This window comes from Pseudomonas sp. PDM09 (assembly GCF_014852305.1).
In the GTDB taxonomy this organism is placed as follows: Bacteria; Pseudomonadota; Gammaproteobacteria; order Pseudomonadales; family Pseudomonadaceae; genus Aquipseudomonas.
On sequence record NZ_JACVBI010000010.1, the window covers coordinates 53,661 to 72,875 of the forward strand.

The window sequence follows — 19,215 nt, forward strand, 5'->3', positions numbered from 1 at the left end:
TGCGTCGTAGGGAAGGTAAAGCAAGATGGTACAGGTGAGAGCACACCAGCCGATCAATACTGACGGCAGTATCAACCTCGAGGCTTGGCTCGATCATGCGGTCAGTGTCGATCTGGCACTGGATCGCGAAGCCTTGAAGGAAGCCTGCGAGTTCGCTCGCGAGGCCGAACAACAAGCCAATGCGGCGAAGAATCTGTGGTCCGAAGGGACCTCGAGTTTCCGCACGGGCCTTGAGATCGCCGAGATTCTCGCCGACCTCAAACTCGACCAGGATTCGTTGGTCGCAGCCGTGCTTTACCGCGGCGTGCGCGAAGGCCAGATCCAGTTGCCGGCGGTCAGCCAACGCTTCGGTCCGGTGGTCGCCAAACTCATCGACGGCGTGTTGCGCATGGCGGCGATCAGCGCCAGCCTGAGCCCCCGTCAATCCATGGTGCTGGGCACTCAAGGCCAGGTCGAAAACCTGCGCAAAATGCTCGTGGCCATGGTCGACGACGTGCGCGTCGCGCTGATCAAACTGGCTGAACGCACCTGCGCGATCCGCGCGGTGAAAACCGCCGACGACGAGAAGCGCAACCGCGTAGCCCGTGAAGTGTTCGACATTTACGCGCCGCTCGCCCACCGCCTCGGTATCGGTCACATCAAGTGGGAGCTGGAGGACTTGTCCTTCCGCTATCTTGAGCCTGACCAGTACAAGCAGATCGCCAAGTTGCTCCACGAGCGACGGCTGGATCGCGAGCGCTTTATCGCCGACGTGATGACCCAACTCAAAGAAGAGTTGCAGGCCACTGGCGTCGATGCGGACATCAGCGGTCGGGCCAAACATATCTATTCGATCTGGCGCAAAATGCAGCGCAAGGGTCTGGAGTTCAGCCAGATCTACGACGTGCGCGCGGTTCGCGTGCTGGTGCCGGAAATGCGCGACTGCTACACCGCGCTCGGCATCGTCCACACCCTGTGGCGGCATATCCCGAAAGAGTTCGACGACTACATCGCCAACCCGAAAGAGAACGGCTACCGCTCGCTGCACACCGCGGTGATCGGCCCTGAAGGCAAAGTGCTGGAAGTGCAGATCCGCACCCATGCCATGCACGAAGAAGCCGAGCTGGGCGTGTGCGCGCACTGGAAGTACAAGGGCACCGACGTCAAGTCCGGCTCGAACCACTATGAAGAGAAAATCTCCTGGCTGCGTCAGGTGCTCGAGTGGCACGAAGAGCTGGGCGATATTGGTGGCCTTGCCGAACAACTGCGGGTCGATATCGAGCCGGACCGGGTCTATATCTTCACCCCGGACGGTCACGCCATCGACTTGCCGAAGGGCGCGACACCGCTGGACTTCGCCTACCGCGTACACACCGAAATCGGTCACAACTGCCGCGGCGCCAAGATCAACGGGCGGATCGTACCGCTCAACTACAGCCTGCAAACCGGTGAACAGGTCGAGATCATTACCAGTAAGCACGGCACGCCGAGCCGCGACTGGCTGAACCCGAACCTGGGCTACATCACCACCTCGCGGGCGCGGGCGAAGATCGTTCACTGGTTCAAATTGCAGGCCCGCGATCAGAACGTCGCGGCCGGTAAAACCTTGCTCGAGCGCGAACTCAATCGCCTCGGCCTGCCGCAGGTGGACTTCGACAAGCTGGCCGAGAAGGCCAACATGAAGACCGCCGAGGATATGTTCGCTGCATTGGGCGCAGGCGATTTGCGCCTGGCGCAATTGGTGAATCTGGCGCAGCAACTGGTCGAGCCGGAACGCGGCAACGAACAGCTGGAACTGATCCCGCGCAAAGCCACCGGCTACAAACCGGGCAAGCGTGGTGACATTCAGATCCAGGGCGTCGGCAACCTGATGACCCAAATGGCCGGCTGCTGCCAGCCGCTGCCGGGGGATGCGATCGTCGGTTACATCACCCAGGGCCGTGGCGTGAGCATTCACCGTCAGGACTGCGCCTCGGTGCTGCAACTGGCCGGGCGTGAGCCGGAGCGGATCATCCAGGTCAGCTGGGGCCCGGTGCCGGTGCTCACCTATCCGGTGGACATCATCATTCGCGCCTACGACCGTTCCGGTCTGCTGCGTGATGTGTCGCAGGTGCTGCTCAATGAGCGGATCAATGTGCTGGCGGTCAACACCCGTTCGAACAAAGAGGACAACACGGCGTTGATGTCCCTGACCATCGAGATTCCGGGGCTGGATGCGCTGGGGCGGTTGCTGGGGCGGATTTCCCAGTTACCGAACATCATCGAAACCCGCCGTAACCGCACACCGTGAAGATGACCAATGTGGGAGCGAGCCTGCTCGCGATGGCGGTATTTCAGTCAACATCTGTGTTGCCTGCAAGTCCGCTATCGCGAGCAGGCTCGCTCCCACAGGTTTTTGTGATGAGACATGATTGATGTACAGCCTTGAAGACCTGCTGCACCTGATGAACCGTCTGCGCGACCCGCAATACGGCTGCCCGTGGGACATCAAGCAAACCTACGCGACCATCGTCCCCCACACCCTGGAAGAAGCCTACGAAGTCGCCGATGCGATCGAGCGCGGGGACTTCGATCATTTACAGGGTGAGTTGGGCGATTTGTTGTTCCAGGTGGTTTATTACAGCCAGCTGGCCCGGGAAGAAGGGCGTTTCGAGTTCGATGGCGTGGTCGACAGCATCACGCGCAAACTGATCCGCCGTCATCCTCACGTGTTCCCCACCGGTGATCTGTATGCGCCGCTGGACATCCCGCGTCTGAATGAAGAGCAGGTCAAGCAACGCTGGGAAGAGATCAAGGCTGAAGAGCGCGCCGAGAAGTCTTCGGCGCCGCAGCAGTTGTCCTTGCTCGACGACGTGCCTGCTGCGTTGCCGGCGCTGTCCCGTTCGGCAAAACTGCAGAAGCGCGCAGGGCAGGTCGGTTTCGACTGGCCGGACGCCTTGCCGGTACTCGACAAGGTTCGCGAAGAGCTCGATGAAGTGCTCGAAGCCATGGCCGACAATGACTCGACGGCGATTGCCAATGAAGTCGGCGACCTGCTGTTTTCCGTGGTCAATCTGGCGCGACACCTCAAGGTCGATCCGGAAACCGCACTGCGCAGCGCGAACTCAAAGTTTGAAAGACGCTTCCGATTTATCGAACAGGCATTGCGCGACACCCACCGTCCCATAGAAGATTGCACCCTCGAAGAGTTGGACGCCTTGTGGGGCGAAGCCAAACGTCAGGAAAAGAATTTGCCCAGCTGCGGTTGAGCAGTTGCCTAAGTGAGAAATAAGCACCATGAGCCTTTCCCTTCGCGACCAGTTGCTCAAAGCAGGGCTGGTCAACCAAAAGCAGGCCAAACAGGTCGGCAAAGAGAAGCAGAAGCAGCAACGTCTGGCCCACAAAGGTCAGATTGAACTCGATGACTCCCAGCAGCGTGCCGCTCAGGAAGCCATGGCCGAGAAGGTCAAGCGCGACCAGGAACTGAACCGTCAGCAGCAGGAGAAGGCCGAAGCGAAGGCCCGCGCCGCCCAGGTCAAGCAATTGATCGAAGTCTCGCGCCTGCCCAAGCTGACCACCGAGGACTACTACAACTTCGTCGACGACAAGAAGGTCAAGCGTATCTCCGTCAACACGCTGATGCGCAACAAGCTCAGCAGCGGTTCGCTGGCGATCGTGCATCACGCTGGCGGTTACGAAGTGATCCCTCGTGAAGCGGCCCTGAAGATTCAGGAGCGCGATCCACAGCGCATCGTGCAGCTGAATGTGAAGACAGAAGAAGTCAGCGCCGAAGACGATCCGTACGCGGCCTATCAGATTCCTGACGATCTGATGTGGTAAGCCGTTAGAGACTGCAACAACGACAAACCCCGCTCATGGCGGGGTTTGTCGTTTTCAATGCGGTCATTATGCAGAACGCGCTTCGCGCTGCTGCTCCTGTGTTTCAAGTTCGGCCTTGTATTTATGGGCTTCGGTCTCGGAGTGAAACATCCCGACCAACAGGTCTTGTTGATGTACATCCCAGATGCGGATACCGGCGGCGATGCCTTCATGGGACATATGTGAATCGTCGCGTTCAGTTACTTTTACAGTCATCTGCTAGCTCCAATCTCTGTTATCTGCAGCAAGGCGTGTGCAGGCCTCCGTTATATGTTTTGTTAGCTGGCTAAGTAAACGGCAGAGTTAGGCAACCCATTCTTGCAGAATCGGCAAAAGTCCTGCAGCCCGCGAAATACGCGACATTCAGTCGCAGGCCATTGAGTTTCATGACAAATGTTTCATGTTCAAGAGGCAAAAAAACCGCGGTCGACACGCCAGCTGCTACAAGGGAGCGACGGTGAGGTCATTTTCAAGGCACACAAAAACGCCCCGAACCAGTCGGGGCGTTTTTGTGTGCAGCGTAGCGGGGGAGGTATTACTTACCGGCCCAGCGCTTCAGTACCAGCGTGGCGTTGGTGCCACCGAAGCCGAAGCTGTTGCTCATCACGGTGTTGATGGTGGCGTCTTCGCGAGTCTTGGTCAGGATTGGCATGTCTGCCACTTCCGGGTCCAGTTCGTCGATGTTGGCGGAACCCGCCATGAAGTTGCCTTCCATCATCAGCAGGCAGTAGATCGCTTCGTGAACGCCGGCGGCGCCCAGGGAGTGACCCGACAAGCTCTTGGTGGAGCTGATGGCTGGAGCCTTGTCGCCGAACACTTCACGCACACCTTTCATTTCCATGACGTCGCCGACCGGAGTCGAGGTGCCGTGGGTATTCAGGTAGTCGATCGGGGTGTCGACGGTGGCCATGGCCATCTGCATGCAGCGGATGGCGCCTTCGCCGCTTGGGGCGACCATGTCGTAGCCGTCGGAGGTCGCGCCGTAGCCAACGATTTCCGCGTAGATCTTCGCGCCGCGGGCCAGAGCGTGTTCCAGCTCTTCGACCACGACCATGCCGCCACCGCCGGCGATGACGAAACCGTCACGCTTGGCGTCGTAGGCACGGGAAGCTTTTTCCGGGGTCTCGTTGTACTGGCTGGACAATGCGCCCATGGCGTCGAACAGGAACGACTGGCTCCAGTGTTCTTCTTCACCGCCGCCGGCGAACACGATGTCCTGCTTGCCCAACTGGATCTGCTCCACAGCGTTACCGATGCAGTGAGCACTGGTGGCGCACGCGGAGGAGATCGAGTAATTCACACCCTTGATCTTGAACGGCGTCGCCAGGCAAGCCGAAACGGTGCTGCCCATGGTCCGCGTGACGCGGTACGGGCCTACGCGTTTGACGCCTTTCTCGCGCAGGATGTCCAGCGCTTCCATCTGGTTCAAGGTCGACGCGCCACCGGAACCGGCGATCAGGCCGGTACGCACGTTGGAAACCTGCTCTTCGGTCAGGCCGGAGTCTGCGATGGCATCTTTCATGGCCAGGTAGGCGTAAGCCGCCGCATGGCCGACGAAGCGATAGATCTTGCGATCGATCAGCTCTTCGAGGGGAAGGTCAATGGAGCCGGAAACCTGGCTACGCAGACCCATTTCAGCATATTCCGGGTTGAACCGGATGCCAGGGCGGCTTGCACGCAGGTTAGCGGAGACGGTCTCTTTGTCATTGCCCAGGCACGAAACGATGCCCAGACCAGTGATAACGACGCGGCGCATGCGAATAACCCTTAGAAGTTGTCAGTGGAGGTGAAAACGCCGACCCGAAGGCCTTCGGCGGTGTAGATTTCGCGGCCGTCAACGGTCACCGAACCATCGGCGATAGCCATGTTCAGCTTGCCCTTCAGGACACGTTTGATATGGATGTTATAGGTGACTTTCTTGGCGGTCGGCAGTACCTGGCCAAAGAATTTCACTTCGCCGGAACCCAGGGCGCGACCGCGGCCCGGCAGACCTTGCCAGCCGAGGAAGAAGCCGACCAGTTGCCACATGGCGTCGAGACCCAGGCAGCCCGGCATCACCGGATCACCTTCGAAGTGGCAGGCGAAAAACCACAGGTCCGGAGTGATATCCAGCTCGGCGACCAATTCACCTTTGCCGTACTTGCCACCTTCTTCGCTGATCAAGGTGATTCGATCGACCATCAGCATGTTCGGGGCGGGCAGTTGCGCGTTACCTGGGCCGAACAGCTCACCACGACTGCAGCGCAGCAGGTCTTCCCGAGTAAAGGCGTTTTGTTTGGTCATGCGAGCTCCTCAATAGTCCATGCGGCAGGGTGGGGCGAATCTTCCCGGCCGATCGAAGCGTTCATGCCTCGAGTCAGCAGCCTACTCATAGACTATTGCGTTGTGGTGAAAGTCACAGCACCAAGGACATGAATGTACACTTGTGCACTGAAATTATTATTCAAGCCCCTTTTCGGGCCTGTTCGGGTGCCTAAGACTGCCGCACTTTCGTCGTTCACGCCAGTCGCAGATAGCCGAATGGCCTGTTCTACTGCACCCATCGCTGCAGAATTTGCTGCAGATCAGTGCGTTTGAAGGGCTTGGCCAGGTAATCGTTCATTCCCGCTGATAAACAGGCTTCGCGGTCGCCCTGCAAGGCATTGGCCGTCAGGGCGATGATCGGCACGTCAGCACAGCCGGGCAATCGACGAATCTGTCGGGTGGCCTCGTAGCCGTCGATGACCGGCAATCGGCAGTCCATCAGAATCGCTTCGAAAGTCAGATTCTCGGCACTGCGTACTGCTTGTGCACCGTCGGTGACGACGCTGACAGTAAAGCCCAGACTGCGCAACATTGCTTCGACAACGGTGCGGTTGACCGGGTTGTCCTCCACCAGCAGCACATTGCGACCTTCGCCGTGGTCATCGCCGGTATGCCCTCGCGGGGTCAGCACCGGTAGTGGCTGCTTATACAGCGCCAAAGGGATTTCCAGGGTGAACGCCGAGCCAATGCCTTCTTCGCTCTGCGCGCGCAAGGTGCCACCCATCCGCTCAGCCAGGGTGCGAGCAATCGGCAACCCCAGCCCGGTTCCGCCGTAACGTCTTGAAATAGAACTGTCGGCCTGCTGGAACGCGTTGAACATCAACTCCAGGCTAGCGGGCGCAATGCCGATTCCGCTGTCGCGTACGGTGCAGGTGAACCACAGCAGTTCATGATCCAGGGACTGCCACTGCGGTTCGATCGTGACGCGGCCCCGTTCGGTGAACTTCAGCGCGTTGCCGACCAGATTGACCAGAATCTGCCGGATTCGCGTTGGATCGCCCTGAACCTGAAGGGCGCGCATGTCCTCGGGGATGCGCAGTTGCATGTCCAGGCCGCGTTGCACCGCGCTGTGCTGGAACGACTGGGCGCAGCTGCTGATCAGGTCTGCGAGGTTGAACGGAATATGTTCCAGTTCCAGTTCCGAGCGCTCGATGCGCGAGAAATCGAGAATGTCATTGATCACTTTGAGCAGGTGTTCGGTGGATTCCGAGGCCAGCGCCGCGTACTCGATCTGCTCCTCGGTCATCTCGGTGGTTTCCAGCAGTTGCAGCATGCCCAGCACGCCATTCATCGGCGTGCGCAACTCGTGACTCATCATCGCCAGGAAATCGGATTTGGCGTTGTTGGCCTTTTCCGCTTCTTCGCGGGTCTGGATCAATTGCGCCATCGCCTGATGCTGTTCGCGACTGGCTTGCTCAAGACCCTGGGCAAGGTTGTTGATGTGTTGCGACAGGGCGCCCAGTTCGGTGTCGTCGACAATCGGCAGGGGCGTTTTGTAGTCGCCTTCCTGGATCGCCTTGACCGCATTGCCGATGTCGTGGATCGGTTGAGACAGGCTGCTGGCCAGGCGCCGAGCCAGCAGAAATGTAAACAGCAGAGCGAACAAGGCCAGGATCCCGGCCTTGAAGAGGATTTCCTGCTGGCGCTGGTTGAACGCGTCATTGGACAGGCCGACGATCACCCGGCCCAGATAATCCTCGCCCGGTGCACTGGCAACGGTACGACTGTTCTGGAAAAAGTCATTGTTGAGCGCGATGCGTTGCAGGCGCACGGGCGCCTGGAACACTTCGACTTGATGCGAGCGGTTGTGCGCTTCCGACGGTTGCTCGACATACACCAGAATCCGGTTGGCGCTGTCCTGTACTTCCAGAAAGCGTACGTTGGGCGTGGCCAGGGTGGCCTTGAGCAAACTTTCGAGCACCTCGTTGTTGCCTGAAATCACCCCGTATTCGGTGGCCGGCGCCAGTTGATTGGCGATCAGCTGACCGGTGTGATTGAGTTCCTGGCGCAGGTCCTGGATTCGCACGAAGGTAAAAAAACTGATCAGCAGCAAGGTCAGCAACAGTGCCGGGCCGAGGCTGATGATCTGAGTGCGGGTATTGATGTCCCAACCGCGACGGAAGGTCATGGGCGGCGTTCTCCTTCGGCCAGCTGTGTTGCGACAGAGGCTTCATTCATCGGTTCAATACTCAGTGAACGAGCCACTTGCGGGTTGCTTAAGACCTTGAAGTGTTGCGGATAAAGTGCGCGTGGCCAGGTGCTCGAGGGGCGGTCGAGCAGTTCGTCGAGAATCTTCAGCCAATCGTTCTGGTCGCTGTAAGTACTGGCCAGGCTACCGGCCCTGACAAAGGCTGCGTTGGGACCGATCAACGCCAGTTGCCGGGCATAGCTGCTGAGCAGCAAGTTTTTCACGGTTTTCGGGTTGTACAGATCAGGGTCGTCCAGGCCCAACAGCACGTCACTGTTTTTCAGCAGGGCCTGTAAGGGGCGGCTGTCATGGGTGTTATCCCAACGCTCGGTGACCACTTCAAGGCCCAGGGGCAGGGCAGCCTGACGCAGTTCTTTCAAAAGGAATTCGCTGTGGCTGTCGAAAAGCACACCGACCCGGCGGGCCTCAGGCAGAAGCAGTCGGGTCAGGCGCAACTGTCGCTCCAGCGGCGGATCGCTCCAGAGCAGGCTCAGGTGCGATGGCAGGTCATTGCCCAAGCGTTGATGGGCTTGCAAACGACTGATGCGCAACACCAGCGTCGCCGGGCCTTGGGCGTCTTGCAAGCGCCAGTCGAGGCTGGGCAAGTCGAGTAGAACCAGGCGGGTGCCGACGGGCAATTGGCCTGGCGCCGGCAGGCTGGCGACAGGCTGGAAGCGCACATTGTCGGTGGGGCGCAACTCGCTGAGGGCTTGAACGAAAGACTGCACGCCGGGATTGTCCTCGGCGCCAGTCAGCAGAATGTCGGCGGCCCGTGCCGGCAGATGGCACAGCAGCCCGATAAACACCAGGCACAACCCCGCCAGCAGGCGGCCAAGGGTTGGCGTCTTCGGTGGCGGGCGATGTTGCATCTTAGAACTCCAGCTCCGCGCTGAAGTAGAGCACTCGGCGATCGTCGTAGTTGTTGTCGACGAAGGTGGTGGGCTGATTGTCGAGGCGTTGCTGGAGGACCCCGGCCAGCTCCAGATTGGCTTTGCCCAAACCGATGCGTTTGGCGATGCGGGTGTCGACCCGTTCGAAGCGATAGCCATTGAGGGCGTCGGCACCATAGTAGAAGAGCGCGCTGTTCCAGCCCAGGCCCCAGTTGCGAAGCCAACCGGCGGAGCCGCTGTTGCGCGCAGTCTGTTGTGCATCCAGCGGGTTGCTGGCCTCGGCATCGACGTAGGCATAGGTCAGGCGCAGACGATCGGCGCTGCTGACGCGCCAATCCAGTTGGGTTTCAGTCCCGGAGAAGCGCGAGCTGTTCGAGTTACTGGCGATGTACTGGTTGTTGCGTAGCGGTTCACTGATCATGCCGGTGATTTCGTCGTAGAACAGCTTTACATCGACCGCCAGCCCCCACTCTGCGAAGTAGCCGTTGTAACCCAATTCCCGGGAGCGCATGCGTTCCTGTTCGAGGTCGCCCGGGCCACGGGTCTTGACGAAATAACGGGCGCTGGACTGGCCGTAGGCACTGGGCTTCAGGTTGGTGACCTGGTAGCTCCAGTTGACGTTGTTCTCGAACATGTCCGGCGAACGGATGGCTTCCGAATACACCGCGCGCAAGCCGTGGCGCGGGTTGATCAGGTAATTGACCGCCACCCGCGGGGTCAGCGAGTTGCCGGTCAAGTGCGTGTCTTCGTACATCGCCCCGCCCTGCAACAACCAGTGTTCGGTGGCGCGCCACTCGAGTTGGCCGAACGCCCGCCAGGTGGTGTCGTCGAGCGTGCCATTGAAGTAGGTCTCGGAGTTGGCCCGGTCGTAACGATAGTTCATGCCGCTGACCAGCCGCAGACTGTCGGACAGGCTGAGCGTGTCTTGCAGTTCGAGGTCGTAGCGCGATTCCCGGGCACTCTGGTCAATGTCGCCGCACAGCGTTTTACTGGCGCCGTTTCGCCATTGCGTCAGAACCTGATTGGCCAGCGCTTGTTCAGCCGCCGTACCCGCCGGCGCGCCCGAACCGGCGTAGCGGTTCATGTTGCGCGCCAGACGTTCGGTGTAATTGGGATTGAGCTGCCAAAGTTGGGTCAGTTCCGGGCTGAACGAGACCTCGGCATCACAGGCACGCCAGGTTTGCTGGCGGTCCCAGTGTTGCGCGGAGCCTTGAATATAAAGGCTGTGATCGGGATTGATGTCCAGATTCCAGCGCAGCGAGCCAGCATAATCCTTGGCGATGACGTCGGAATTGTTCCCCGCGGCGGTAATCCCTGAGAACACCGGACGGTAGGTATAGGGCCGCTGGTTGGTCCCGTCCTTGGCATTCAGTTGCCAGTCGATGCTCTGGTTGTCATTGAGCGTCTGGCTGACGGCGAGGCTGAAGCGGTTCAAGCGACGGCTGTCGCGGTAATCGGCGCCGGTGCGATCCGAGTCGAAGCCGTCATCTTGTTGGCCGGACAACGACAGACGCAAGTCGCCGCTGTCCCAACCCATGCCCTGGCTGGCGTAGAAATCATTGATACCGCGCTGGCCACGGGTGACTTTCAGCCGCGTGCCGTGGCTGTCGGCCGGTTTACGGGTGATGATATTGACCACCGCCATCAGCGCGTTGGCGCCGTAGCTGACGGTGTTCGGGCCACGGAAAACCTCGATGCGCTCGATGTCTTCCATGGCCACCGGAATATCACTCCAGTCCACCGTGGCCAGGCCGGCGCGGTACACCGAGCGGCCGTCGATCAACACCTGCATGCGCCGCGCTTCGCTGGCATTGGTGCCGTGATAGTTCACCGCCGCCTGATTGCCGCTGATATTGCCGACCATCATCCCCGGCACCAGCCGCAGAAGCTCGCTGATATCCCGCGCGCCGCTGGCATTGATCAGTTCACTGTCGATCACCGTCATGCTTCCCGGCACGGCCGCAGGCGATTGCTTCAGGCGCGTCGCGGTCAGCACTTGCGGCAGCGGATCATTGTCGAGGAACAGATCGTCGGCCAGCAATGGCGAGCTGAAGATCAGCGCCAATACCAGCGGCGAACGAGCACGGGGAAAGCCAAAAGACACGGCACGGCCTTGATAGCGGTTAGTTGGCGCGCATGTTAACCGAGCGCAAAGACTTTTCCAGTCACGTTATGGGCATTTTCCTCGGTTTTCTTGGTCTTCTTCCTACAAGTGTCGGTAATTGATGCTGGGGCTGGCCGCGACCGGGCCGCTCCGTATAATGCCGGCATCGCCACTGGTATGGATTAACGGATTGCATATGACTGAACAGCGCCCAATTGCGGTCCTGGGAGGCGGAAGTTTTGGTACCGCCGTGGCTAATCTGCTGGCCGAGAATGGGCATCAGGTCCGGCTGTGGATGCGCGACCCCGAACAGGCCGAGGCCATTCGGGTCAATCGTGAGAACCCGCGTTACCTCAAAGGCATCAAGATTCTTCCGGCAGTGGAAGCGGTCACAGACCTGCAAGCCACCCTGGAGGCCTGCGACCTGTGCTTCGTCGCGCTGCCGTCCAGCGCGCTGCGCTCGGTGCTGGTCCCTCACGCCGAACGTTTGAGCGGCAAACTGCTGGTGAGCCTGACCAAAGGCATCGAAGCCCATACGTTCAAGCTGATGAGCGAGATCCTTGAAGAAATCGCCCCGCAAGCGCGCATCGGCGTGCTGTCGGGCCCGAATCTGGCCCGTGAAATCGCCGAACACGCGCTGACCGCCACGGTGGTCGCCAGCGAAGACGAAGCGCTTTGCCAACGGGTCCAGGAAGCGCTGCACGGCAAGACCTTTCGTGTGTACGCCAGCGCCGACCGCTATGGCGTGGAGCTGGGCGGGGCGTTGAAAAACGTTTACGCGATCATCGCCGGCATGGCGGTGGCGTTGGGCATGGGTGAAAACACCAAGAGCATGCTGATCACCCGGGCATTGGCGGAAATGACCCGCTTCGCGGTGAATCAGGGTGCCAACCCGATGACGTTCCTTGGGCTGGCGGGCGTGGGCGACTTGATCGTGACGTGCTCGTCGCCCAAAAGCCGGAACTATCAGGTCGGGTTTGCCCTCGGTCAGGGGTTGAGCCTTGAGGATGCGGTGACGCGTCTTGGCGAAGTCGCCGAAGGCGTGAACACCCTGAAGGTACTCAAGGCCAAGGCGCAGGAAGCCGGCGTGTATATGCCGCTGGTCGCCGGATTGCATGCCATCCTCTTCGAAGGGCGCACGCTGGAGCAGGTCATCGGTCTACTGATGCGTGCCGAGCCTAAAACCGACGTCGATTTTATCTCCACCAGCGGTTTCAACTAAATACCCCATCTACAGGGCAGGGAGCGAAACATGAATGATCCGAAGGTAGAAGCCAAGTACGAATCCATCCTGTTGCGGGTGCTGTGGATGATTGTCTATGTGCTGGTCTGGCAAGTGGCGCAATTGATCCTCGGTGCGGTGGTGTTTGTGCAGCTGATCTATCGTTTGATTTATGGCGCACCGAGCGCCAGCTTGATGAATTTCGGCGACAGTCTGAGCCAGTTTCTGGCGCAGATCGGTCGTTTCGGCAGCTTTCACAGCGACCAGAAGCCCTGGCCGTTCGCCGACTGGCCGACGCCGCGTACACCGGAAGGTGAAGCCCCGCACGTTGTGGCGCCGGCACCGCACCCGGCCCGAGATGAGGAACCGAAGCTATGAAACTCTGGGTATTGCGTCATGGTGAAGCCGAACCTCACGGTACTCGCCCCGACTCCGAGCGGAAATTGACCGCCCATGGCCGTGAAGAGGTGTTACGTGCTGCCGCCTATTTGATGGGCAAGCCACTCACCGCCATTTATGCCAGTCCTTATCAGCGAGCGCAGGAGACGGCAGAAATTGTGCGTGCGGCGCTCAATTTCGCGCCGGAGATTCGCACCGTCGACTGGCTGACCCCGGATACCGATCCGGACAAGGTGGCGGAGCAGCTCGTATCGGTGAGTGAAGTCCTGTTGGTCAGTCACAATCCGCTGGTGGGCAACTTGCTGAGCTATCTGCAGCACGGCGCCGGCCATCCACCGGAAAAAGTCAGCACCGCCGGCCTGGCTGAGCTTGAGAACAATGAACTGCTGATCGGGTCGATGAAGCTTAACGGCATCAAGCACCCGTAATTTGCTTCTGTTCTAGCTGTGGCCTTTGCTTCTGCTTTTGTAGGAGCGAGGCTTGCCCGCGAAGCTTTTAGCGTTTTCGAAGGCCCCTTCGCGGGCAAGCCTCGCTCCTACAGGGGCGGTGGCGTTCCGTATTTGTTCTTGGTTTTTGTGTGAAATAGTCAACCAAGCACTTGCTTGGTTGACTACGCTTGCTCCAGACAAAAAATAAAGGAGCAAGTCGCATGTCTGCTGCTTCCCGTTTGCCATTGGACGCCTTCTACGAGCGTGAAGCCCGACATCCCCGCCAACGCTTTCTGGTGCAGCCGACGGGGGGCGGTCAGGTCGAGACGCTGACCTGGGCCGACGTCGGCCATCAGGCGCGCTGTGCCGCCCACTGGCTGCGGGCTCGCGAATTGCCGCAAGGCAGCCACATCGCGCTGATCTCGAAAAACTGCGCCCACTGGATCATCGCCGATCTGGCGATCTGGATGGCCGGGCATGTCTCGGTGCCGCTGTATCCCAATCTGACCGCCGATTCCGTGGCCCAGGTGCTCGATCATTCCGAAGCTGCGCTGGCATTTATTGGCAAGCTGGATGACTGGCCGGGCATGTCCGCCGGGGTCAGGTCCGATCTGCCAACCATCAGCCTGCCGCTGTGCCCGGCCGGCCCCTTCGATTTCAGCTGGGCCGATCTGCAGCGCAGTTCGCCGATTCAGGACGACCCAAAACCTGTCGCCGATCAGCTGGCGACCATCATTTACACCTCCGGCACCACGGGCCAGCCCAAAGGTGTGATGCACAGTTTCGGCAACTTGGGCTTTGCCACCACTCGCGGCACGCAGTTGTTTGGCTTGAATGAGTCGGATCGCCTGCTGTCCTACCTGCCGCTGTGCCATGTCGCCGAACGGATGTTTGTCGAGTTGGCGTCGATTTATACCGGGCAAACGGTATTTTTTGCCGAGAGCCTCGATACCTTTCTCACTGATCTAAAACGTGCCCGGCCGACTGCGCTGTTCGGCGTGCCGCGAATCTGGACCAAATTCCAGATGGGGGTCTACAGCAAAATCCCGGCTAAACGCCTCGACTTCCTGCTCGGCTTGCCCTTCATTGGCAAACGGGTAGGGTACAAAGTCCTTGCCGGGCTGGGGCTGGACGCCTTGCGCATCGCCTTGTCCGGCGCGGCGCCAGTGCCGCAGACCTTGCTGCTCTGGTACCGAAAACTGGGGCTGGATGTGCTTGAGGTGTACGGCATGACCGAAAGCTGCGGTTATTCCCACATCGGCCAGCCGGGTCAGAACAAACCCGGCTGGATCGGCAAGCCATGCCCGGAGGTCGAAGTGCGCATCGAACCGTCTGGTGAAGTTCTGGTGCGCAGCGGCGCGACCATGCTCGGCTATTTCAAGGAACCTGGGAAAACCGCCGAAGCCATCACCGAGGACGGTTTCCTGCGCACCGGCGACAAGGGCGAGGAAGACGCCGAAGGCAACCTGCGCCTGACCGGGCGCCTGAAGGAAATTTTCAAAACCAGCAAAGGCAAATACGTCGCCCCCGCACCGATTGAAAATCGCCTGGCGGTGCATGCGCGGATCGAACAGGTGTGTGTGGTTGGCGATGGGCTGAGCGCACCGCTGGGGTTGTGCGTGTTGTCGGCGGTCGGTCAGCAGGACGCGAAGGGATCGGCCCGGGCGGGCTTGCATTCAAGCCTGGAAAAACTGCTGGAGGAGGTCAACGGCGTCCTCGACAGGCATGAGCGTTTGCGTCGATTGGTGGTGGTCAAGGACAGTTGGGCGGTGGAAAACGGCTTCCTGACACCGACCCTGAAGATCAAGCGCAACATGATCGAAGCGGCTTACGGTGCGCGCTTTGAAGAATGGAGCGAGCGTAGTGAGGCGGTGCTATGGCAGGATTGAGCCACGAACAACTCCAGCAAAGGAACGTAACGATGAGTCTGTGGCGCACCATTCCCAACGTCGAGCAGTTGAACGCAATCGGAAAAAATACCATCAGCGAAGTGCTGGATATTCGCTTTGAAGCCTTCGATGACGAGTCCCTGACTGCCAGTATGGTTATCGACCATCGCACGCATCAGCCCTTTGGTTTGCTGCACGGCGGCGCCTCGGTGGTGTTGGCCGAAACCGTCGGCTCGATGGCCAGTTACCTGTGCATCGACGCCAGCAAGTTTTACTGCGTGGGTCTGGAAATCAACGCCAACCATTTGCGCGGCCTGCGCAGTGGGCGAGTGACGGCGGTGGCCAAGGCGATTCACATCGGTCGCACGACGCATGTCTGGGATATTCGCCTTACCAGCGATGAAGGGAAGGCCAGTTGCGTGTCGCGGCTGACCATGGCGGTGGTGCCGCTGGGTGAAAATCCACCGGCGCGTTGAGTTTCGGCACGCTCGGTGTAGCAGCTGGCGAAGCCTGCGTTCGGCTGCGCAGCAGTCGTCAATCCTGCCACCTTGATGTTCCTGAAACACTGCGGTGAATGGTTTTGCGACTGCTTCGCAGCCGAACGCAGGCTTCGCCAGCTGCTACCAAGGATCAGAGTCATCCTTGCGCCATAGCCATGACCGGCCTGTCATCATTCCTGTCAGTTACGGTCATTGCTGTAGGACACGGTCTTACGGACAATCAACCCCCGTTCTCGCTCATGGATTTGCAGGTATGTCGCAACAGATATTTTTCGCCCACGCCAATGGCTTTCCTTCGGGGACCTACGGCAAGTTGTTCGCGGCGCTGGCGCCCGAGTATCAGGTGACGCATCTGGAGCAGCACGCCCATGACCCGCGTTTTCCCGCGGACGACAACTGGAACAATCTGGTGGACGAACTGATTTATCACCTCAAGCAGCAACCGGAACCGGTCTGGGGCGTCGGCCATTCCTTCGGCGGCGTCCTGCATTTGCACGCCGCGTTGCGTTGCCCCGAGCTGTATCGCGGCGTGGTGATGCTCGATTCGCCGGTGCTGACCCGCGCCGATCAATGGGTAATCCGCGCCGCCAAGCGCTTCGGTTTCATCGATCACCTCACCCCGGCCGGCCGCACATTGGGACGACGGGAAGAGTTCGCCGATCTGGACGCAGCCCGCCTGTATTTCGCCGGTAAAACCCTGTTTCGTGGCTTCGATCCGGAATGCTTCGAGGCCTATCTTCAACATGGTTTGCACACTGTCGGCGGCAAGCTGCGCCTGCGTTTCGACCCGGCCACGGAAATCAGCATCTACCGCGGCGTGCCCCACACCAGCCCCGGCCGTGCACGGCAGGTGAAAGTGCCGCTGGCGGTGGTTCGCGGGCACAAGAGCCGCGTGGTGATGCGACATCACGCCCGTTCCGTCGGGCGCATGCCCCTGGGCGAATCCTTGACCATGCCCGGCGGCCATATGTTTCCCCTCGAACGTCCACAAGACACGGCCACGCTGCTGAAGAATCTGTTCAGTCGCTGGGACGGTCGCCGCCAACAGGATTGCGCATGAACAGCGTCGTCGAAGAAGTTCGCCTGAGCCTGCCGCATATCGAGTTGGCGGCGCACTTGTTCGGTCCCGAGGACGGCTTGCCGGTGATCGCCTTGCACGGCTGGCTGGACAACGCCAACAGCTTTGCCCGGCTGGCGCCCAAGCTCAAAGGCTTGCGCATCATTGCGCTGGACATGGCCGGGCATGGTCACTCGGGGCATCGACCGAACGGCGCCGGTTACGCGCTGTGGGACTACGTCCACGATGTGCTGCAAGTGGCCGAGCAGTTGGGGTGGAAACGTTTTGCGCTGCTGGGGCATTCCCTGGGGGCGATCGTCTCGCTGGTGCTGGCCGGGTCGTTGCCGGAGCGGGTCACGCATCTGGCCTTGATCGATGGCGTCATTCCTCCTACAGACAAAGGCGAAAACGCCGCCGAGCGCATGGGCATGGCCCTGCAAGCGCAGCTGGATCTGCGGGAAAAACGCAAACCGGTCTACAACACCCTCGACCGCGCCATCGAAGCACGAATGAAAGGCTTGGTGGCGGTCAGTCGCGAAGCCGCCGAACTGCTGGCCCAGCGCGGCTTGATGCCGGTGCCCGGCGGTTATACCTGGCGCACCGACAACCGCCTGACCCTGCCATCGCCGCTACGTCTGACCACGGAACAGGCGATGGCCTTCGTCCAGCGCGTCGGTTGTCCCGCACACCTGGTGGTTGCAGCTGACGGAATGCTCGCCAAACATCCAGAGTTGCTGGAGCGTCTACCCTTTAGCCGGGAACAGTTGCCTGGCGGGCATCATTTGCACCTGAATGACGAATCCGGTGCAGACCTTGTCGCAGACTGTTTCAATCGGTTCTTCGCCATTCCTTGACTTGCGTCGGGCAACTGTCGAGGCTGGGCGGGTTGAAATGGGAGACAACCATGATAGATCTGTACACCGCTGCGACCCCGAATGGCCACAAGGTCTCTATCGTGCTCGAGGAACTCGGCCTGCCCTACACGGTGCATGCCTTGAGTTTCGACAAAAAGGAACAGAAGTCCCCGGACTTTCTCAAGATCAATCCCAATGGGCGGATTCCGGCGATTGTCGACCGCGCCAATGGCGATTTCGCCGTGTTCGAATCCGGTGCGATCCTGATTTACCTCGCCGAGATGACCGGCAAACTGCTGCCCCAGGACCCGAAAGGGCGCTCGGTGGTGCTGCAGTGGCTCATGTTCCAGATGGGCGGAATCGGCCCGATGCAGGGCCAGGCCAATGTGTTTTTCCGCTATTTTCCGGAAAAGCTCCAGGGCGCCATCGACCGCTATCAACATGAAACCCGGCGCTTGTATGAGGTGCTGGACACGCGTTTGCAAGCCGTAGAGTTCCTGGCGGGCGAATACAGCATTGCCGACATCGCGACTTTTCCGTGGGTACGTGGCCATGAATGGTCCGGTGTCGCGGTGGATGGCTTGTCAGCCTTGCAGCGCTGGATGGCGACCATGGACGCACGCCCTGCGGTACAACGCGGTCTACTGGTGCCCGAGCGCATCGATGACGACAGTGTCATCAAGGGCGCCCAGGCCATGCTGATTCGATGAGTCTATCCATGCGTTCTCTCAGTCTTCTGGCGCTGTGTTGTTTCAGTCCTCTGCTATTTGCCGCTGATATCCCTGGCAGTCAGGACTTGCCGATCGTGCCGCGTATGGCCGATGCGCAGATCGTCGACTATCGCCCGGCTGTCGAGCTTGAGCGGATCTACCCGCTGGGTTCGATCCGCAAGATCAGTGGCCAGCTGCGCTTTGACGGCCAAGTCACCGCCCGGGGTCAAACCACCTCGGTGACTTACGAGTTGCCACCGGAGCATTCCTCGACCGATGCCTTCACCACCGCTCGCGAAGCCTTGCAGAAACAGGGCGCCGAGTTGCTGTTCTGGTGCCAGGCCCGGGATTGTGGCGAAAGCAGTCTGTGGGCCAATGAAGTCTTCGGCAACGCCAAGCTGTATGGCGCCGATAATCAGCAGGCTTATCTACTGCTGCGTCTGGCAGCCCCTCAAGACAACACATTGGTGGCGCTTTACAGCATCACTCGCGGCAATCGCAAAGCCTATCTGCACGTCGAGCAGTTCGACGCTGCTGCACCATTGGGCGATTTGGTGCCCACTTCCGCGACCTTGCTGCGACAGCTAAAAAGCACTGGAAAACTCGATTTCCCCAAACTCGGCGGCGACCCGGACGAAACCTGGCTGCGTCTGATTTCCCGAGGCCTGAACCTGGACACCACACTGCGCGTTAATGTTTCGGGGCCCAATGCCGAAACCTGGCGTCAGGCGCTGATCGGCCAGGGCGTACGGGCGGCACGGATGGAAACCGGCAACGTCGAAGGCTCTGGTCTGCACTTCGAGCTGTTGCGATAAGCTTCATTGGGCGAGCGC

At 60.0% G+C, this 19,215-nt stretch carries 18 protein-coding genes; 12 read left to right on the forward strand and 6 right to left on the reverse strand.

The features are described from left to right. Positions 1-25 precede the first annotated feature (25 nt). The 3 genes from relA (at position 26) to IB250_RS22650 (ending at position 3,798) form a co-directional block, all read left to right on the forward strand. Complete coding sequence (gene relA, locus IB250_RS22640) at positions 26-2,269, forward strand: GTP diphosphokinase (RefSeq protein WP_192345649.1); 2,244 nt, start codon at positions 26-28, stop codon at positions 2,267-2,269. A gap of 124 nt (positions 2,270-2,393) precedes the next feature. Further along, entirely contained in the window at positions 2,394-3,227 is an 834-nt protein-coding gene (gene mazG, locus IB250_RS22645) for a nucleoside triphosphate pyrophosphohydrolase (RefSeq protein ID WP_192345650.1), read from the forward strand. Positions 3,228-3,255: 28 nt separating this feature from the next. Beyond that, the gene (locus IB250_RS22650; protein WP_123495908.1) at positions 3,256-3,798 is read left to right on the forward strand and encodes a DUF2058 domain-containing protein; all 543 of its coding nucleotides are present in this window, start codon (positions 3,256-3,258) and stop codon (positions 3,796-3,798) included. 66 nt (positions 3,799-3,864) lie between these two features. Here the strand turns inward: IB250_RS22650 and IB250_RS22655 are convergent, their stop codons facing one another. From IB250_RS22655 to IB250_RS22680, 6 genes are all read right to left on the reverse strand, one after another. Then, entirely contained in the window at positions 3,865-4,053 is a 189-nt protein-coding gene (locus tag IB250_RS22655; protein ID WP_192345651.1) for a hypothetical protein, read from the reverse strand. 319 nt (positions 4,054-4,372) lie between these two features. Then, positions 4,373-5,593, reverse strand: coding sequence for a beta-ketoacyl-ACP synthase I (gene fabB, locus IB250_RS22660; protein WP_123495910.1), 1,221 nt, complete (start codon positions 5,591-5,593; stop codon positions 4,373-4,375). 11 nt (positions 5,594-5,604) lie between these two features. After that, on the reverse strand, positions 5,605-6,120 hold the full coding sequence (gene fabA, locus IB250_RS22665) for a 3-hydroxyacyl-[acyl-carrier-protein] dehydratase FabA (protein ID WP_018926285.1): 516 nt from the start codon (positions 6,118-6,120) through the stop codon (positions 5,605-5,607). A 247-nt stretch (positions 6,121-6,367) separates the two neighbouring features. Beyond that, positions 6,368-8,269 (reverse strand): response regulator, encoded by a 1,902-nt coding sequence (locus IB250_RS22670; RefSeq protein WP_192345652.1) that lies wholly within the window; start codon positions 8,267-8,269, stop codon positions 6,368-6,370. Further along, a complete protein-coding gene (locus tag IB250_RS22675; RefSeq protein ID WP_192345653.1) occupies positions 8,266-9,198 on the reverse strand; it encodes an ABC transporter substrate-binding protein in 933 nt (310 codons plus the stop codon). Before IB250_RS22675 ends, IB250_RS22670 begins: the two co-directional genes overlap by 4 nt. Position 9,199: 1 nt before the next feature. Beyond that, on the reverse strand, positions 9,200-11,323 hold the full coding sequence (locus IB250_RS22680) for a TonB-dependent receptor plug domain-containing protein (RefSeq protein WP_192345654.1): 2,124 nt from the start codon (positions 11,321-11,323) through the stop codon (positions 9,200-9,202). 196 nt (positions 11,324-11,519) lie between these two features. On the opposite strand from IB250_RS22680, the gene IB250_RS22685 reads away from it, so the two are divergent. The 9 genes from IB250_RS22685 (at position 11,520) to IB250_RS22725 (ending at position 19,197) form a co-directional block, all read left to right on the forward strand. Further along, a complete protein-coding gene (locus IB250_RS22685) occupies positions 11,520-12,545 on the forward strand; it encodes an NAD(P)H-dependent glycerol-3-phosphate dehydrogenase (RefSeq protein ID WP_123495919.1) in 1,026 nt (341 codons plus the stop codon). A 30-nt stretch (positions 12,546-12,575) separates the two neighbouring features. Next, the gene (locus IB250_RS22690) at positions 12,576-12,923 is read left to right on the forward strand and encodes a DUF4389 domain-containing protein (protein ID WP_008011673.1); all 348 of its coding nucleotides are present in this window, start codon (positions 12,576-12,578) and stop codon (positions 12,921-12,923) included. Beyond that, entirely contained in the window at positions 12,920-13,372 is a 453-nt protein-coding gene (gene sixA / locus IB250_RS22695) for a phosphohistidine phosphatase SixA (RefSeq protein WP_192345655.1), read from the forward strand. Before IB250_RS22690 ends, sixA begins: the two co-directional genes overlap by 4 nt. Positions 13,373-13,593: 221 nt before the next feature. Then, positions 13,594-15,261 carry an AMP-binding protein gene (locus tag IB250_RS22700; RefSeq protein ID WP_192345656.1) on the forward strand — a complete coding sequence of 556 codons (1,668 nt, stop codon included), beginning with the start codon at positions 13,594-13,596 and terminating at the stop codon, positions 15,259-15,261. Between the two features lie 32 nt (positions 15,262-15,293). Next, entirely contained in the window at positions 15,294-15,737 is a 444-nt protein-coding gene (locus tag IB250_RS22705) for a hotdog fold thioesterase (protein ID WP_192345657.1), read from the forward strand. A gap of 277 nt (positions 15,738-16,014) precedes the next feature. Then, entirely contained in the window at positions 16,015-16,821 is an 807-nt protein-coding gene (locus IB250_RS22710; protein WP_192345658.1) for an alpha/beta fold hydrolase, read from the forward strand. After that, entirely contained in the window at positions 16,818-17,672 is an 855-nt protein-coding gene (locus IB250_RS22715) for an alpha/beta hydrolase (protein ID WP_192345659.1), read from the forward strand. The genes IB250_RS22710 and IB250_RS22715 overlap by 4 nt, the downstream gene beginning before the upstream one ends. A gap of 50 nt (positions 17,673-17,722) precedes the next feature. Next, on the forward strand, positions 17,723-18,382 hold the full coding sequence (locus IB250_RS22720) for a glutathione S-transferase family protein (RefSeq protein ID WP_192345660.1): 660 nt from the start codon (positions 17,723-17,725) through the stop codon (positions 18,380-18,382). A gap of 8 nt (positions 18,383-18,390) precedes the next feature. Next, on the forward strand, positions 18,391-19,197 hold the full coding sequence (locus IB250_RS22725) for a DUF4892 domain-containing protein (protein ID WP_192345661.1): 807 nt from the start codon (positions 18,391-18,393) through the stop codon (positions 19,195-19,197). The last annotated feature ends 18 nt before the right edge of the window (positions 19,198-19,215 follow it).